The following is a 16979-nucleotide window of genomic DNA, read 5'->3' on the forward strand; positions in this document are numbered from 1 at the left end:
ATCTTGACCTCACTTGCTGATTGGTATCACATCAAGCGCAGCAACAACACGCACAAGCCGCGAAGGCACACGCGATCGCGGTTTTAGACAAGATGGCATGGTGTGGTATATACTAAAGAAGTTAGTACATGTTATTAAACATATTTAATTTAAAGTGTTTCGGATGAATGCAACCGAGGCAGATCAACGGATCGCGGTGGTAACCGGCGCCAGCTCCGGCATCGGTGAGGCAGCTGCGAGAGCCCTTGCAGCCCTCGGTTTTCATGTAGTCGCCGTGGCGCGTCGCAAGGATCGGGTCAGCGCGCTGGCTGACGAGATTGGCGGAACGGCCTTCGTAACCGACGTCACATGCGACGGTGCGGTCGAAGCGCTGGCGCACAGCTTGAACCGGGTTGACGTGCTAGTCAACAACGCCGGTGGCGCGTGGGGACTGGAATTCGTCGCCGACGCTAACTTGGAGCACTGGCGCCGAATGTGGGAGACCAACGTGATGGGCACTCTTCGGGTCACCCGAGCGTTGCTGCCCAAGCTGATCGACTCCGGCGATGGCCTGATCGTCACGATCACCTCGATTGCAGCGATGGAGACCTACGACGGCGGCGGCGGCTACACGGCAGCCAAACACGCCCAAGGTGCTTTGCACCGCACGCTACGCGGCGAGCTGCTGGGAAAACCGGTGCGACTCACAGAGATTGCGCCAGGAGCAGTCGAGACCGAGTTCTCACTGGTCCGCTTCGACGGCGACCAGCAACGCGCGAACGCAGTCTACGCCGGAATGACACCATTGGTGGCCACCGACATCGCCGAAGCGATCGGGTTCGTGGCCTCACGACCTCCCCACGTTAACGTGGACCAGATCATCATCCGGCCACGCGATCAAGCGTCAACTACCCGCCGCGCTAACCACCGGGTCTATCCGACTCTGAATCACTCGTCGGAATGCCCGGCAAAGGGGGGGCACCCGGCGCGGTGACGGGTATCTGAGTTGCCGGCGAATGCGCCGTCGGAGGTGGTAACGCCGACATACTCACCCAGGTGTCCCAGTCCACCGCCCAGTCCCAGATATCACCGTCGGAGTAGGACAGCTGAATCGAGCTTCCAGTCACCTCAACCGGGTCGCCATAGATCGCGCTACGGTAATATTGTTCGGCGTCGCCCGTGGATAGGTTGATACACCCGTTTGTGACATTAGTATTGCCCTGCGCGCCCGCGCTGGCCGGATTGGCGTGAATGAATTCGCCGTTGTTAGAAATCCGTACCGCCCAGCGTTCGTGCACATTGCTGTAGCCAGCAGCAGGATTGGACATATAATAGTCGGAGTACTTCTCGGTAACCACATGGATGCCGTTGCGGGTCACGTTACGAGCCTCGTCGGCCTCGCCATAGCTACATGGGAAGTCCATGATGATGCCGGCATCGGTGACGACCTGAATGCGGTGTGACGAGACTTCGGCCTTGACCACCTGGCGTCGACCAACCTGGATGTTCAACGACATGTCCTGCAGGCCGTATGCACCGTCGCCGAAGGGTAGCCCATAGAACTTCGCGTCGACGTTGACGATGGTACCTGCCGGGTAGTACTCGCGTGGGCGATAATGGATGCGGGCGCCTTTAGTCTCGTCAGGCAACCACGCCCAACTGCCCTCAACGGGTGGGGTGGTGGTGACCGTCAGCGCCTTTTCGACGGCGATCTTATCGCTGATAGGTGCATCGAACTGAATGATGATCGGCGCCGCAACCCCAATCGTCTGGCCGTCAGCAAGCTGGAATCCGCTGCCGACCTTCTTGGCGGGGGTCACGGTGCTAAACTTGCCCGTGACCGGAATGGCCTTGCCGTCGTGGCCGACCGCCGAACCGTTCCAGGTATAGGTCGTGTCGTAGCCCAGCGGCTCGGTGATCGTGTAGAGGGTGCGATCGGAGTTGAAGGCACCAGCAACGGCCTTGCCCGCCGGATTTGTCAATGTGACGCGCTGGAACCAGCCGTCAGCAATCTGGACACTGATCGGAGCAACCGGTATCACGTCGTCGGTCGCCGTCGCCGGCTTAAACGTCAAGTGCAGTGGCGCCGACGCCTTCTGCTCGGCTTGTTTGGTCACATTGCCTACGCAAGCAGCCAATACGCTCGGAGCCAACAGCCCTACCCCAAGAGTCGCCAAAGCCACGCGCCGATTAATCGGCTCCTGGCTTTGACACGAGGTAGATGCGTTCACGATACACAAAGATACCGGCCCAGGAGATCTCTACCCTGACCTAAAAACTTGCAGCAAAGTGCTGCAATCCGAAAACAGCAACTACAACACACACCCAACCAGTGCAGGTTCAGGCCTGAGTGTGATACCAAACACATCGTAAACCCCGTTACGAATAGCGCGAGCCAAGGCTACCACGTCTTCGGCGGTGGCTGCGCCGCGGTTTGTTAGTGCAAGAGCGTGTTTGGTTGACAGCCGGCATGGGGCCGCATCATCTGGATAACCCTTACCGAAGCCAGCCCGCTCCACCAACCAACCGGCGGCCAACTTGACACCATCCGGCGCTGGATAGTGCGGCACCGGCTCATCGACCATCTTGGCCAGCTGATGATAGATGTCTGGTGCAACCACCGGGTTAGTAAAAAAAGACCCGACACTCCAGGTGTCGTGGTCGGCCGGGTCAAGCACCATGCCCTTGCGCGCACGCAATGCCAACACCACCTCGCGCACCGTGCGGGCGTCGGGGCGCTGCCTGCCAGTTGCGTCTAGTACGGCCGCCAGTTCGCCATAGCGCAATGGCGCACTGCGCCCCGATGCGTCAAGCTTGAACTCCACTTCCAACACCACAACAGGAGGTTGCGGACCTGACGGGTCGGTACGCTTGAAGACACTGGTGCGGTACCCAAAGCACAACTCGCGGGCAGAGACCCAGCGAACTGTACCGTTGCTGCGCTCCAGTAGCAGAACCCGAGTGATCGTGTCGGACACCTCTGCACCGTAAGCACCCACGTTTTGCACCGGGGTGGCCCCAACCGATCCGGGGATCCCGGACAAACATTCCAGCCCGCCAAGCCCTTGTTCGATGGTCCTCACCACCACGCCGTCCCAAACCGCGCCCGCTTCAGCGCGCACCAGGTCACCATCGATTGTGATGCCAGCATTGGCCAAACGCACCGCGGTCAGGTCGGCTAACGTGTCGGCAATCACTAGGTTGGAACCACCAGCAAATATCAGCAGCGGCCCAGCTCTCCCATCGCCGTATGGTGCGTCTAGCTCCCGTATCACGTCGACGACCTGTTTGGTGCTGGTGCACGTGATAACACGTTTGGCGACCGGGCCGACCCGCAACGTGGTCAATGGCGCAAGCGGCACCGCCTCGGCAACATGCGCGCCGGCAAATAGCGAACTGACAGCGCTCCGTTTCATGACAGATAACGGTAACCTGATCTCCCATGCCGCGATCATTCGATATGTTCACCGATTACGAGGGCAACGTCGACAAAGTTTTTTGGGCATTCAGCGAAGCGGACTACTGGCAGGCCCGACTGGCTGAGTCCGCGGTCGACGACACGCGGCTAGAGTCGATGCGCGTGGGTGGTGAGTCCGGCGACGACGGAACCATCGAAGTGGTCACCATGCAGGTGGTGCGTAGTCACAACCTACCGCGCCTGGTCACACAGGTGCACCAAGGCGACCTACACATTAGACGTGAGGAAACATGGAGTCCGATCACCCATGGTGTCGCTACGGCGTCCATTGTGGGATCGATCTTGAACGCTCCAGCAAACGTGTCGGGTACTGCGGTACTGTCACCAATCGCGGAGTCCGGCGGCTCCCGACTGAAACTTCAGGTTACCGTTGCGGTGCGAATCCCCCTTATCGGCGGCAAGCTCGAGAAGATCATCGGCACCCAATTGGCCGAGCTGGTGAAACTTGAACAGCGCTTCACCACGATGTGGATCACGAACAACGCTTGAGCCTAACCAAAACCTCCGGGCCTGAGCTGAACCGCCCCGCTCCCCCGCAGTTAGAAGTTACCCCGCCTCACGCCGCAAACACCGTATATAGCCGCCGGGCCTAAGCTGACAGACATGCGAATCGCATTGGCGCAAATCCTCAGCGGAACCGATCCGACAGCGAATCTGCGTCTGGTGCAAGAGTATACCGGCCGGGCCGCCAATGCCGGCGCGATGCTAATAATCTTCCCTGAAGCGACCATGTGCCGATTTGGTGGTCCACTGGGACAAGTCGCTGAGCCCATCGACGGCCCCTGGGCCGACGGTGTGCGACGAATCGCGACCGAGGCCGGCATCACCGTCATCGCCGGAATGTTCACCCCCGCTGATGATGGGCGTTTGATGAACACGTTGATCGCGGCCGGCCCTGGAACACCCAACCAGCCCGACACCCACTACCACAAAATCCATCTCTACGACACGTTCGGCTTCACTGAGTCACGGACGATCGTATCCGGGCACGAACCTGTGGTGACCACGGTAGACAACGTCCAGGTTGGGCTCACCATTTGTTACGACATCCGCTTTCCGGCGCTGTACACCGAGCTGGCCCGCCGAGGCGCGCAACTGATCGTGGTATGCGCATCATGGGGCTCCGGTGTTGGCAAACTCGAGCAATGGACGTTACTTGCCCGCGCCCGCGCGCTGGACTCGATGAGCTACGTCGCCGCGGCCGATCAAGCTGACCCAGGCGGCATTCTGACCACCTCGGGGCCCAGCTCAGCCGCACCAACCGGAGTGGGCGGCAGCCTGGTGGCCTCACCGTTCGGCGAGGTAGTGGCATCCGCTGGCGCCGAGTCGCAACTGATCATAGCCGACATCAACATCGACAACGTAGCCACAGCTCGCGAGAACATCGCAGTGCTGCGCAACCGTTCACATTTTACTCAGATTGATAGAGCACAATCGCGTGGGTGACCAATCCGCAAAGACCGCCAAACGAGGGACCTTCGACGTGGACACGTCCCGGAGACCAAGGTCCCCTCGACCATCCGCAAACGCCAACTAAGCGGATACGGCCCGATGAGCCTTTGAATATGTTTGGCCAGTCGACACAGCAGACCGATGAGATCGAAACGGCCAATACGCAAACGCGACAGGCGGAGAACTCGCCACCGCGCACTACACCCCCGACCGCAACAGATCAGTTTACTGCATCGAAAAAAGAGCCAGCACTGTCGAAAATCAAACGGCGCTCGCTGCGCGACCCGCTTACCATCGTCCTGATCTTAATCGTTGTGGTCGCGCTCGTCATCAGCGGGCTAATTGGAGCTGAACTTTTTGCCCGTCGTATCGCTAACAGCAAAGTCGCCCAAGTGGTGGCCTGCGAGGTCAAGGATCAGGCCACCGCGAGGTTCGGTGTGGCGCCGTTGTTGCTGTGGCAGGTCGCTACCCGACATTTCACCAACATTGCCGTGGAGACCGCGGGTAACCAGATTCGCGACGCTAAAGGCATGAAGATCGCAATCGACATTCAGAATGTGCATATCGGAGAAACCACGACTTCGAGAGGCACGATCGGCGCGTTGGATGCCACCATCACTTGGTCGTCTGATGGCATCATGCAATCGATACAGAACTCGATTCCGATACTCGGCGCCTTCGTCACCAACAGTGTTACCACTCATCCCATCGATGGCACCATCGAGTTGAAGGGAATGCTGAATGACATTGTGGCAAAGCCGGTGGTAGCTAATGGTGGATTGCAGCTGCAGATCGTCAATTTCAATACACTAGGCTTCTCGCCGCCGAAAGAGACCGTACAGTTCACCCTGGACGACTTCACCGCCCACCTGACCAAAAACTACCCCCTGGGTATCCATGCGGACAGCGTGGAGGTCACCTCGATCGGCGTGATAAGCCACTTCTCGACCCGGAACGCCAATATCCCCGCCGGCACCGGTGGCCAGGACCCCTGCTTCGCCAACCTCTAAAGACGCGGTGAAGCCCAGCACAACAGCTCAGCCTACTCAGAGAAAAGCAACTTAGAGCACTAAGCCCGCCCAGCACTGCTTGAGTGGACGACAGGCCCAACCTCGTGGCACCAGCGTCCAGCATTGTGATCGCATCGGCGGCGGTACGGATACCGTCGCTGACCTTGACACCTAGCCGGCCACCGACGGTCTTGGTCATCAGCGCGACTGCGCACACAGACGCTCCACCAACAGGGTGGAATCCGGTCGAAGTCTTGACGAAGTCCGCGCCGGCGGTTTCCGCTACGTGACACACGTCAACCAGCGTACGTTCGTTTGCCCGGCTTAACAGCACCTCCGACTCCACGATCACTTTGAGTACAATGCCGGTGACAGCGCAGCGCACCGCCTCAATATCGGACCGCACTGCATCCAGGTCACCGACGTCGATGACCATGTCGATCTCAGTTGCACCAGATGCTAAGGCCTGAACAGACTCTTGCGTCTTTACCGTGGACACGTGTTTGCCCGACGGAAACCCTGCCACTGTCGCAACCCGCAAGCCGCCCGAGGCGGCTTCGACAGCGACCGGTACTATCGACGGCGAGACACAAACCCCGTCGACGCCCAGCTCGACAGCTTCGGCAACAAGTGCGACCACATCAGCATGGGTCGCCTCGGGCTTGAGCATGGCATGGTCGACCAGCGTCGCCAACTCTTCTCGAGTAGGCTGACCCGGCACTATAGCGTTCCCCTGTCGGCTTGCGGTGTTCCTGCGAACCCTTCCCGGTCTGCAACCCAGCAGCTAACATCGCGGAGTCGTCGATAACGGGCCGTCACAGCTCCAGACTCCAGCTCATCTTGCCACATTACACAAATTCAGCGAACTATCGGTGACAGATGAACTACGCACGCAAGTGAACTACGCACGCAAGCCCGCGGCGTCAGCATCCAGAGACAACGTAAAGACCTCGCTCCACGCTTCGCCGGCGGCAACCATACCGAGCCGCATCACAACGGTATGCTCCGAAGGGGTCGGGTAGACCCGCAGACTGTTTAGGCTTCGCTAACATGGTGCACTCGGTGTGGTTAACAAAAAGTGGAGCATACGACGGACTCGGGAGGCCTAGCCATGGACCGGGCAGGAGTCCGGATCGACGCTAACGGGAGCTGTCCCCACTAGCGAGCCCAGTACGCCAACAAGCACCGCCGTCGGTACGGCCAAGAGAGCATTCATTCAGTTAGCGCGACTTGCCCTGAATATCGAGCAACTTAGGCCTTACATCAACCAGATATACCCCAGCGGCACAGGCGGCTACTGCCATGCCGAGTACGCCGAAGAGAAAGCCCAAAATGGAAGTCAGCGCTACAGCCGCACCAAGGATAACTAACCACAATGGTTTTGTCAGCTTTTCAGCGGCGGTATAGGCATCGGGTCTCTGCAACGCTGCGTGCACAAACGCATACACCGCCGTTACCAGAACAGCGATCTGCAAGACCAACATGATAGTACCCACGAGGTGGCTCACCCCTTAAGCGTATGCGGGGACCGTCCTAAACGTCGACTCCTAGTTGCCACCGAGGTAACTAGGAGTCGACGTTTAGGACCACTCCAAGCCGCCCCACCAAGGCAATTCGGAACCCTATCTACTTCTGGGTAACCTTCTTGCCGGGTGCCTTCTTCACTGGCACCGCCGCCTTCTTGGGCAGCTCGATGCCGACCAACTTAGCTGCGCGCTCACCAACCGCGTAGGTCTGCGACGCGACCGTACCCAGCGCCTCCTGAGTCAACTCAACAGCCTGGCCCACACAACCCTCGGCGCGTGCCGATGTTTCCTCAAAGACCGGCTGGCTGCACAACCGCTCCCAAGCTGCCTCACCGCGCTCGACTAGCTCATTATACCGGCTGACCGCAGCCTCTAAATAGCCCTCAGCAACCTTGCGTAACTCGTCGGCGGTGAAAGCGGTGAACTTCTCACGCAGTTCGCTGAGGTGGGTGGGCAGACCCTCCTGCAGTTTGGCCAAGCGAGCGCGGCTCTCCTCAACGCGACTGCAGGTGTCGGTGCGGGTTTCTTCGGCATACTCACGCATATTGCCGATCAGCTCGTTGACAGTGGTCATAGCCACGTCAGCCGCGCCCAGCGCTGCCAGCAACGGAGCCCGCAGGTCGTCGATGTTCGGATTGTCAGCCATGGTGTTTCCCTCAATTATGGATTGTTGTCGTGATAGGCATCAGCAGGCGTCTGGTCCGGAAGTTAGGGCAAGCGTCGATTCCGCTGGTAGCAGTAGTCAAGACTCGCGGATCGACACGGCGACCTCAAATCGACCCGCCATTACCCACATCAGCTGCAAATGGCTGATAAACATACAGTCACTTCATGCCCTCCTTAACCTGGAGTCATCGAGTAGAGTCATTGATCTGTGGGCCAAGTGATCGGGCTGGATCCACCACGATCTGAACAAGTTCACCTTATCTCCCGGTACCCCGGCAGCTCATGGGCTATGCCCACTAGCCTCAGCCGATTGCGGCCCAACCGGGCTGGTCACTCTTCAGTACGGGACTGGGGGGACACTCCTCACGGGTAAATTCGCTTTGATTAGATGAATGAGGCATAAATATGAAACACAATCTGCTTCTGTTGCTCAGTTCATCACCGTGTCGGTTATGATGGTGTCACGCACTTAACTAGTCGCACTAGGCTCGAAAATTCCAGTTGGCACTATAAAGATCTCGGCAGAAACCCCTAGCACCTTTGTGATTTGGCTAAGGGCGTCGGCGAACGATTTGCACAACCCGCGCTCCACCTGGCTCAAGTACGAATTGCTGAAGCCAGATCGTTCGACAAGCTGCCACATCAAGACTTGTACCATCTTACGCTGCGCCCCGATAAAGCTACCGACTTCCGAAGCAACGGTAAACACCTTGGCGGAAAGCTTCTCGCCTGACACCATCGATGCACCCCTTGCGCCCGATCGCTGGTGATGACCAGTACAAGAATACTGACGAGTGCTTGCTTTTGCGAGCGTTTGTTAGCATGTTTCAACACAGCATTTGCGCGATAGTGTAGACTATCATCCCTGTTGGTACGCCGACCACGGTGCCGTTGATCTGCATTTGTAGATAACGGCCAACATGCAGTTCAATGCGTGGGCTAGCTTCCTCGGCATCTCAACGCTCGATCACCTTGGTGGTATCCATCCCATATTTACAAAGCCAGGTGCTGGGGCTACTCGCACCATCCGGTTGTCGACCTTGTCTAACAGGTCGGCACCGTCACGCAATTATTCCCCGATCCGAACCACAGTGTCGGCGATGCGGGTGCTCAGAGCGCCAGACGGGTTGGCCAACCCTCCTGTATCCTCAAGCACTAGTCTCTTCAGCGTCTGCCAGGCTGTCGCGGCGACGTTGCCGATCCCATTGCGCACCCTCCACTGTTCCTTGACCGCATCGGCGCGCGATCGTGGCCCGGGTATGCTGCAGATCGTCGGTGAATTCGCACAAAAAGCGGGTCACCGAACAACGTGATTTCATGGCCGGGGCTGCGACGGACCTGGTCCCTTGTCGGTAAAGTACATCAACTCACGATGGATACAGTCGCCGACGAGATGACCGATGGAGTGCGGCGACCAACTTGGCGAGTCACGCTAAACCACCGTCTGGATGATCTTACCGTCGCCACCTCAGTCACTACCCACCGGACATATGATTCTTCCTACACCACTTGCCTAGCTGGCCGGGCACCTGCGCGTCGCGCAACTTGGCCTCGATAATAGAGTCCTCTCACACTAAAGATACCCCAAGCTCTCACTCTGCTGACCTTAACCTTGCGCTTGATGATCGGCCGTGTGCGGGACCAGTATACCCAGCTGGTGTTTGAACAACGCGGTAATCGCAAACCAGTCCTCCAGGGCTCCCACATGCACATGCCAGCCTCCGCGCCAACACCGAGATAACCCACCCAAGCGATGGCGATGTCATAGGCCTGCGCCCACCAACAGGCGAAGAACACACCGGTAACACCGACCAAGAAAACCCACGCTACCATTTTCATCCGGAGCAACGCCGTCCACCGCTCGGCGTCGATCTCCGGATCAGCCCCCGCGAACGACGCCGAGTTTCGGCGCGTCACGGTCGACAACGTGGTCAAATCCAACTCCAGCACCAGCAAGCCCGGCGCCTCCCCTAGTTACGAGGCTCTATTGGCCGCCACACCATCATCCGCTATCGCAAGGGAACAGTTAGTGTAACCGCACTGTCCTCCGAACCCGCGCATGTATGGAATTCATGCCAACTATGGGCCGTAATATCGAATGCATCTAGTGAATGGAAACCAGCGACAGTGGCAGAGCATATCTCGGCTGTGACCGTCAAGACAGATGGTCGTAAGCGGCGGTGGCACCAACACAAGATAGAGCGCCGCAATGAGCTGGTTGACGGCACGATCGACGCGATTCGCCGGCAGGGCCGCTTCCTAAGCATGGACGAAATCGCAACGCAGATCGGGGTTTCCAAGACCGTACTTTACCGCTACTTTGTCGACAAAAACGACCTGACGACAGCGGTGATGATTCGCTTCACACAGACCACGTTGATCCCCAACATGACCGCCGCACTGTCAACGAATCTGGACGGCTTCGATCTTACTCGCGAAATCATCCGAGTGTATGTCAAAACCGTGGCGGCCGAACCCGAGCCGTATCGGTTTGTGATGGCCAACAGCTCAGCTAGTAAGAGTAAAGTGATCGCTGACTCCGAGCGGATCATTGCGCGCATGCTCGCGGTAATGATGCGTCGCCGCATGCAAGAGGCGGGCATGGACGCTGGCGGGGTGGAGCCCTGGTCCTATTTGATCGTTGGCGGCGTGCAGCTTGCCACCCACTCGTGGATGTCAGACCCGCGGATGAGCGCTGACGAGCTGATCGACTATCTGACCATGCTCAGTTGGAACGCACTATGCGGGATCGTCGAGGTCGGCGGATCATTGGAAAAGTTCCGTGAACAGCCACATCCTTCACCGATCGTCCCACCACGGTGGCTCTGAACAGTTCTGCTGCAGGTTTAGGCGTTGACGAAAGCCCGGGATGAACTTCGGCTCGCGGCTTAGATCGCGAGCATACGCACTCAGCGGCTTTGCCCTGAACGTCGTTTACACAGCACCACCACTGCGGTTAAACTTGGGGGACTTGATGTTTTCGTCGTCTGGGGCCCGCTAACGGTATACGGAATGTACTGCTCGGCGGTGGGCACGGTCGGTTGAGATAGCGTGCTGGCCCTCGGTTCCTTAATGGTTTGTTACGCACGACGGTGCTGATGGGCAAGCACATCGACAAGATCCCTTACGATTAACCAGCTCGGCATCGCGACGTTGCCGGTCCTGCTTGACGAGACACACGCTCGTGCGGTAGCATTGGAGAGAATTAGGAGAGTTCTTAGGTGCGGATTGTGGACGCCTGTAACAGTGGGAGCGATGCCACGGCCCGTATCGGGTATGGTAAGGACATTGTCTCGGCTAGTGAAGGTGCGGTGATGTCTCTGTCGGCAAAAACCCGACCAACCGCCACCAGCGTTTCCGTTCTGGGCCAATGCGGTACGCCACGTTGACGAGGATGCAAGTCCGTAAGAGTGGTGAACTACTCTATCGTGGAACTTGCGATCGGTTTTGTCCCGCACGCATTGTGAACTGCACGGGACATTGTAATGCACTGCCGAGCGCAGCGTAGGCGACTTTGAGTCGCATGACCAGTTAGCATACAGGGGATATATCGAGAGCCGAGCCAGAGTATGTCGTTTGCCACGCCGTAAACGCCTCCGGGACACAGAAAGGCTCACACCGTATGTCCGTACCGCTGCAGCCGTATTTTGGAAACGTACAAGCCCATTACGACCTATCTGACGATTTCTTCCGACTGTTCCTCGACCCTACCCAGACCTACAGCTGCGCGTACTTCGAGCGTGACGACATGACCCTCGAGGAGGCGCAACTCGCCAAGATCGACCTGGCGCTGGGAAAGCTCAAACTCGAACCCGGAATGACGTTGCTGGACATCGGCTGCGGCTGGGGCGCCACCATAAGACGCGCGATCGAGATGTACGACGTAAACGTTGTGGGCCTGACTCTGTCCGAGAATCAAACCGCCCACGTACAAAAGACACTCGATGAGATGGACACTCCCCGAACCCGACGGGTGTTGCTGGAAGGCTGGGAGAAATTCCATGAGCCTGTCGACCGCATTGTCTCAATCGGTGCATTCGAGCACTTCGGCCGCCAGCGCTATGCCCGCTTCTTCAAGATGGCCCACGAAGTACTGCCTGCCGACGGCGTGATGTTGCTGCACACCATTGTCCGTCCCACCTTTCAAGATGCTCGGGCACGGGGCATGACGTTGACCCACGAAATTGTCCGATTCACTCAATTCATCTTGGCCGAGATCTTCCCTGGTGGCTGGTTACCAACGGCCCCAACGGTAGGCGAGCATGCCACCATGGCCGGTTTCAAGCTAACGCGGATCCAATCGCTGCAGCTTCACTACGCCAAAACCCTGGACTTGTGGGCCGCCGCACTTGAGGCCAATAAGGACAAGGCGATTGCCATCCAGTCTGAAGAGGTCTACAACCGCTACATGAAGTACCTGACCGGCTGCGCGCAGTTGTTCCACGACGGATACACCAACGTTAATCAGTTTACTTTGGAAAAGTAACCAGCCAGCGCACGCTAGTCTGGCGTCATCTCCATTACTTGTGACGCCGCCGCAGGGATACTTTGTAAGGGTGAACTCCCTCATGTTGCTGATACCTTTACGAAAGAAGTCCTCGCAGCCGGTCAGGTACTTCATGTAGCGGTTGTAGACCTCTTCAGACTGGATGGCAATCGCCCGGTTGTGCACGGCCCGTAGGTTAGGCGCCTAAATTGTTCTCAATGTGTTAGTGTTCGCACGTAATGCGTAATGTGCCTGCAAAATTGAACATCTTCGACCGAAAGTCCGGCGTCTTGCGCAAAATAAAATGCAAAATTAAAATATATTCTTGCGCGAACAACTGGCCACTCGAGCAAATTTAGGCACCGATTAAACGTATGAACTGCACATCGCTCATGATCACCTTGGCACCCATTGCATACATCTGTTTCTGGTGTACGTAAAAATCGTGTGCAACAACATCCGACCGTCATTAGGAAAGTATGCTGTAGGCACTTTCAAAGAACGCAGCTTAACACTCCATCTTGAGATGCCGATAGTAACAATCTAGTCAACTTTGTCCTCAAACTCTTCACCAGCCCTGTAGCTGTACCCCGACAGTGCGCTCGATAGAATATCGTGGCCATTTTGGCCTCGCTGTATTCGTACTACTTGTGGCTAAGGGTGATGCCAATGACGTTTATGTCGAATTTTCCGATCGCTCGCTGCAATACTCCAACCTCACTCGCAGCCCAATCAAGTAACGTCACAGCCTGGTTATAAGTTCAACTTCCCAACGTGAGATCGAACTTCGCATTTTGCGCTTCTTCGAAAATCATATCATCACGCTCGAAATATGCTCATGTTATAACCCATTGTCGGATCTAAAGAATCCGAAAAAACTCATCCGAAACGTCGTAGATAGACTGTAACTCTTCGTAAAAAGTCCCCCACTCGGTCACGCTCTATATAAAATTCTCATTTTGTTGACCTCGGCATATAGTACTCGTTCTTACAACAGTTTTCATGCCAACCAGCGCACGCTCGCGATCGACCCCGACAACATCTCGGCGCTCGTCACCTTAGCAAGCACCGCGCCTCTAGGCCACATTCCATCTTAGTAAGTATAGAAACCCTGACCCGATTTTTTACCTAGCAGGCCCGCCTCAACCATACGCAGCAACAGTGGCGGCGGACTATAATGCGGTTCCTTAAATTCCTCGAACATTTTGTCCGCGATCAGTTTTAGGGTGTCCAAGCCAACAAGATCGGAGAGCCGCAGCGGACCCATTGGGTGCGACAGCCCGGCAACCACGGCCTTGTCGACATCTTCGATAGTGGCAAACCCAGCTTCAACCATCCTCATCGCCGACAGCAAATACGGCACCAATAGTGCATTGACCACAAAGCCTGACCGGTCGGAACAACGCACCACTTGTTTGCCAAGTACTCCGCTGGCAAACTTCTCGGCGCGAGTGGCAGCGGCTTCATCGGTGACCAATGTGCTGACCAGTTCGACAAGAGGTAGTACCGGGACCGGATTGAAGAAATGCAGACCCAGAACGCGTTGCGGGTTCTTGGTAGCCGCAGCGATTTTCATGATCGGGATGCTAGAAGTGTTCGACGCAAGCACCGAGTCGGGATCGATAACGACTCTGTCGAGTTCGGCGAAGGCCTTAGCCTTGACGGACTCGTCCTCGACAATGGCCTCAATTACCAACTGGCGGTCGGCCAAGTCATTCAGATCTGTGGTGAAGGTCAGATTGTCCAGAGCCCGGTCGCGTTCGCACTCTGTTACCTTGCCCACGCTAACGCCACGTTCCAAGGACCTCATAATGCGGTTACGTCCTGCGATGATCAACGTGTCAGTGGTCTCAAACACCGTCACGCCAACACCGGCGCGAACAATGACTTCGGCGATGCCCGACCCCATCTGCCCCGCCCCGACAACCCCGACTCGCTGGATCGCCGCATCACTCACCGGTGTCCTCTCCAAAGTCGTATTGTCATGCACCGCAAGTATCCCCACTCAAGTAGGCTGAACTAGGCTTGAGCTGTCAAATTCACCTCGAGCCATCGAGAATAAAATCGCAAAAAGCATTAAAGTAGTATACCCGCTTCGCACTCAGCAGAACCCCGGTCATGCGGGAGATCACTCAGTCGGTTTCACCTCGCCTTCCCGGACTTACGCCCGCTCATCCTCGGTGGAACTTGCCGGAGCCGTCGTCGACGAATACGAATCAACCATAGTAGCGACGCGATCAAAGTAGCCGATGCCGACCTTGCACTGATGATTGGTCCCGGTGTAGTCACACTCCTCAGCAGCTAACTCGCGCTCTTGTAACTCGACATAGACGGTAATCTGCTTGCGCAGCATAGTCATAAGTGAGATCGAACATCGAGTAGTTCAGTGCGTGAAAGCCAATCAGTGGAATGGACTGACACTTGAATCCCATTGCAATAAATTCCTTCTTGAACTTAGGAATGGCGCTGTCGTCAAGATGTTGCTTCAGTTGAACGACGACAAGCAGTTTCACGCCAGTATCTAGTCCGGATATGGAGTCCTTGACCACCTCAGAGAACTTTCGCGCGATATCAAGGTCCGGGGTGCTGGCCTCCACCCAAATCGAGTCGGCGAACGACGCATAGGCCTTCACCCACGCAATGCCGTCCTTGGTGTGATAGCAGCATTCCTTGGTGTGCTCACTGATGATGAACGGCTGGTAACGTTCGTCGACGTCGGAGGTTATCAGGGCGGCAGCTTCGGCGTCGGTACGGACGATCACGACGGCAGGAACGTCCCACATATCGGCGGCCAGTCAGGCCGAGGTGAGCACGCGGTGTAGCTGCTGGGTAGGAATCAACACCTTGCCACCCAGGTGGCCACACTATCTTTCTCCGAGACCAGCTGCTCCTCCCAGTGCGAACCCCTGCGGCACTGAGTTGGCCAGGGACAAGCTCTGGTCGGCGTACGTGTGGTCGGACAAGTTGACGTCACTGGCGACCTGCTAACCCAACAGTCATAGATGGCCTTCAGGCTGGCGCGTACCTGCGGAACGGCAATGTTGCCGATCAGGGCACCGAGCGCATTGACTCATTCCGGGTCGTGCAACTACTCCCATAACACCTCTGCGCCACAGCGGATCAGCGTGTTCTCCTCGACGACACTGCCCTGTAGGGCGACAATGCCAGCCGCGGTGTGGGTACACGTGATATCCTTTCAACGCTAAATTCATGTCCCAACCGTGCTGAATCTGATCGACGCCCTTAAAGTGTCAACAATAGGCATTTGAGCTTCTTCTGTTAACGGCGTTTCTTGCCAAGTTGCTACTGCACTGCCAAAACCGGACCGTTGCCCAGCAGTGCCGACAGCTCAACATTTATCTGGCATGCTAATTTGACCATAGCACAGCTCGCTCCCCCAGGTTCACCCCGTTTAACTTGTAAATTTCGGCTACGACTTCAGGCGATTTTCCGAACCTTGCGGAAGAGTAAATCTACTCAACCGTTTCAGAAGTTACTGTTCAATAACCACAAATCAGCGGGTAAACCGAGTATTTGCCGGAAGCTTCCCGGCTTGCAACTTCAGTTACAGCGCGAAGATCGCGGCAACGGCTTTCGTCTCGTCACCAACAGCGTATGTGAGCGTTGTAACAGGGCGGTCGGCCAAGCCAGCGCCAAATTGATCGGTAGAGCCAGCCGAATGGACATGCGAGATAATCTCCAACTTGTCGCCCAGCGCAACCGGTGCCTCGTGTTCGATGGTGGTGCGCAGCGGCCCGTTGAGCAGCTCGGAATGGGATGCCAAATAATCTTCGATCACGCTCCAGTACACCGAATTATTCATGTGATCGAACAAGTCGATGTCGGTGACCCGCACCGGGAACTCGTGGATTTCCGACGCGTCATCACGGCTACCCGGCTTCAAATAGCCCTTCCACCGCAAACGATCAACGGACGTAGTCTGGTATAGACCCGCCAAGAAGTCGTCCGCGATTCGCGCCGGAAGTCTAGTCTCCCGGTTGATATTAATCCAGAACGCCTCAGACTCGATGAGGCCACCCTTGCGCCCATCGATGCGGACGCGCATTTCACACCATCGGTTCGAAGTACCCGAACACCACCGCCGCAGTCGTAACATTTCCTGGAACTCAATCGGACGGATCAGGTCAACCATGGTGCGGCGCACAATCCACAGCGGATGGGTCTCCTCAAACCCCATCTCGCGCAGTTGGTCCTGACCGATGTCTTGGATATGTCGGGCACCGGCGTCCAATCGTAGCCGACCAGTGCGGTTGATGTCCCCGACACGAAGCGGCCATTCGCGATCAAACACATTAGGATGGCCTTCGGGAACTGGCATCATTATTTTGTCCAGGCTCACGGCATCAGGCCCCCACTTCGTA

Annotated in this window: 13 protein-coding genes and 5 pseudogenes; 6 read left to right on the forward strand and 12 right to left on the reverse strand. The window is 56.9% G+C overall.

The features are described from left to right. The first annotated feature begins 163 nt into the window (after nt 1-163). Entirely contained in the window at nt 164-973 is an 810-nt protein-coding gene (locus tag MUBE_RS05170; protein WP_116539733.1) for an SDR family NAD(P)-dependent oxidoreductase, read from the forward strand. On the opposite strand, the gene MUBE_RS05175 is transcribed toward MUBE_RS05170, so the two are convergent. Together MUBE_RS05175 and MUBE_RS05180 are read right to left on the reverse strand one after the other, a co-directional pair. Continuing rightward, nucleotides 900-2210 carry a L,D-transpeptidase gene (locus MUBE_RS05175; protein WP_116539734.1) on the reverse strand — a complete coding sequence of 437 codons (1311 nt, stop codon included), beginning with the start codon at nt 2208-2210 and terminating at the stop codon, nt 900-902. The genes MUBE_RS05170 and MUBE_RS05175 overlap by 74 nt on opposite strands. 81 nt (nt 2211-2291) lie before the next feature. Continuing rightward, the gene (locus MUBE_RS05180; RefSeq protein WP_116539735.1) at nt 2292-3395 is read right to left on the reverse strand and encodes a UDP-N-acetylmuramate dehydrogenase; all 1104 of its coding nucleotides are present in this window, start codon (nt 3393-3395) and stop codon (nt 2292-2294) included. 26 nt (nt 3396-3421) lie between these two features. Between MUBE_RS05180 and MUBE_RS05185 the strand changes: the two genes are divergently transcribed. From MUBE_RS05185 to MUBE_RS05195, 3 genes are all read left to right on the forward strand, one after another. Beyond that, a complete protein-coding gene (locus MUBE_RS05185) occupies nt 3422-3946 on the forward strand; it encodes a DUF2505 domain-containing protein (RefSeq protein WP_116539736.1) in 525 nt (174 codons plus the stop codon). Between the two features lie 114 nt (nt 3947-4060). Next, the gene (locus tag MUBE_RS05190) at nt 4061-4903 is read left to right on the forward strand and encodes a carbon-nitrogen hydrolase family protein (protein ID WP_116539737.1); all 843 of its coding nucleotides are present in this window, start codon (nt 4061-4063) and stop codon (nt 4901-4903) included. Then, nucleotides 4900-5919 carry an LmeA family phospholipid-binding protein gene (locus tag MUBE_RS05195; protein ID WP_165849709.1) on the forward strand — a complete coding sequence of 340 codons (1020 nt, stop codon included), beginning with the start codon at nt 4900-4902 and terminating at the stop codon, nt 5917-5919. The genes MUBE_RS05190 and MUBE_RS05195 overlap by 4 nt, the downstream gene beginning before the upstream one ends. Nucleotides 5920-5977: 58 nt before the next feature. On the opposite strand, the pseudogene deoC reads toward MUBE_RS05195, so the two are convergent. The 6 genes and pseudogenes from deoC to MUBE_RS05220 form a co-directional block, all read right to left on the reverse strand. Further along, a pseudogene (gene deoC, locus MUBE_RS05200) lies at nt 5978-6640 on the reverse strand (deoxyribose-phosphate aldolase); the annotation flags it as partial. A 180-nt stretch (nt 6641-6820) separates the two neighbouring features. Next, on the reverse strand, nt 6821-6913 hold the full coding sequence (locus MUBE_RS17315) for a DUF2599 domain-containing protein (RefSeq protein ID WP_243632843.1): 93 nt from the start codon (nt 6911-6913) through the stop codon (nt 6821-6823). Nucleotides 6914-7139: 226 nt separating this feature from the next. Further along, nucleotides 7140-7427: a DUF2516 family protein gene (locus tag MUBE_RS05205; RefSeq protein WP_207801659.1), complete on the reverse strand. Its 288-nt coding sequence runs from the start codon at nt 7425-7427 to the stop codon at nt 7140-7142. Nucleotides 7428-7545: 118 nt separating this feature from the next. Continuing rightward, the gene (locus tag MUBE_RS05210; protein ID WP_116539740.1) at nt 7546-8091 is read right to left on the reverse strand and encodes a heparin-binding hemagglutinin; all 546 of its coding nucleotides are present in this window, start codon (nt 8089-8091) and stop codon (nt 7546-7548) included. A 322-nt stretch (nt 8092-8413) separates the two neighbouring features. Further along, nucleotides 8414-8850: pseudogene (locus MUBE_RS05215) on the reverse strand (helix-turn-helix domain-containing protein). An 88-nt stretch (nt 8851-8938) separates the two neighbouring features. Then, nucleotides 8939-10046, reverse strand: a pseudogene (locus MUBE_RS05220) (DUF445 family protein). Nucleotides 10047-10238: 192 nt separating this feature from the next. Between MUBE_RS05220 and MUBE_RS05225 the strand changes: the two are divergent. Next, nucleotides 10239-10940, forward strand: coding sequence for a TetR/AcrR family transcriptional regulator (locus MUBE_RS05225; protein WP_116539741.1), 702 nt, complete (start codon nt 10239-10241; stop codon nt 10938-10940). A 793-nt stretch (nt 10941-11733) separates the two neighbouring features. Continuing rightward, nucleotides 11734-12597: a cyclopropane mycolic acid synthase PcaA gene (pcaA, locus tag MUBE_RS05230; protein ID WP_116539742.1), complete on the forward strand. Its 864-nt coding sequence runs from the start codon at nt 11734-11736 to the stop codon at nt 12595-12597. Between the two features lie 135 nt (nt 12598-12732). Here pcaA and MUBE_RS19950 read toward each other — a convergent pair. The 4 genes and pseudogenes from MUBE_RS19950 to MUBE_RS05250 form a co-directional block, all read right to left on the reverse strand. Further along, nucleotides 12733-12783, reverse strand: a pseudogene (locus tag MUBE_RS19950) (hypothetical protein); the annotation flags it as partial. A gap of 907 nt (nt 12784-13690) precedes the next feature. After that, entirely contained in the window at nt 13691-14554 is an 864-nt protein-coding gene (locus tag MUBE_RS05240; RefSeq protein WP_116539743.1) for a 3-hydroxybutyryl-CoA dehydrogenase, read from the reverse strand. 204 nt (nt 14555-14758) lie between these two features. Beyond that, nucleotides 14759-15809 (reverse strand): annotated as a pseudogene (locus MUBE_RS19955) (beta/alpha barrel domain-containing protein). 353 nt (nt 15810-16162) lie between these two features. Continuing rightward, the gene (locus MUBE_RS05250) at nt 16163-16957 is read right to left on the reverse strand and encodes an acyl-[acyl-carrier-protein] thioesterase (protein WP_116539744.1); all 795 of its coding nucleotides are present in this window, start codon (nt 16955-16957) and stop codon (nt 16163-16165) included. Nucleotides 16958-16979: the final 22 nt, after the last annotated feature.

Source organism: Mycobacterium uberis, from assembly GCF_003408705.1.
Classification (GTDB): domain Bacteria; phylum Actinomycetota; class Actinomycetes; order Mycobacteriales; family Mycobacteriaceae; genus Mycobacterium; species Mycobacterium uberis.

Bases quoted from the DNA above. Each gene is read 5' to 3' on its own strand.
- MUBE_RS05170 (WP_116539733.1), top strand. From the start codon at position 164: ATGAATGCAACCGAGGCAGATCAACGGATCGCGGTGGTAACCGGCGCC.
- MUBE_RS05180 (WP_116539735.1), bottom strand. From the start codon at position 3,395: ATGAAACGGAGCGCTGTCAGTTCGCTATTTGCCGGCGCGCATGTTGCC.
- MUBE_RS05185 (WP_116539736.1), top strand. From the start codon at position 3,422: ATGCCGCGATCATTCGATATGTTCACCGATTACGAGGGCAACGTCGAC.
- pcaA (WP_116539742.1), top strand. From the start codon at position 11,734: ATGTCCGTACCGCTGCAGCCGTATTTTGGAAACGTACAAGCCCATTAC.
- MUBE_RS05210 (WP_116539740.1), bottom strand. From the start codon at position 8,091: ATGGCTGACAATCCGAACATCGACGACCTGCGGGCTCCGTTGCTGGCA.
- MUBE_RS05190 (WP_116539737.1), top strand. From the start codon at position 4,061: ATGCGAATCGCATTGGCGCAAATCCTCAGCGGAACCGATCCGACAGCG.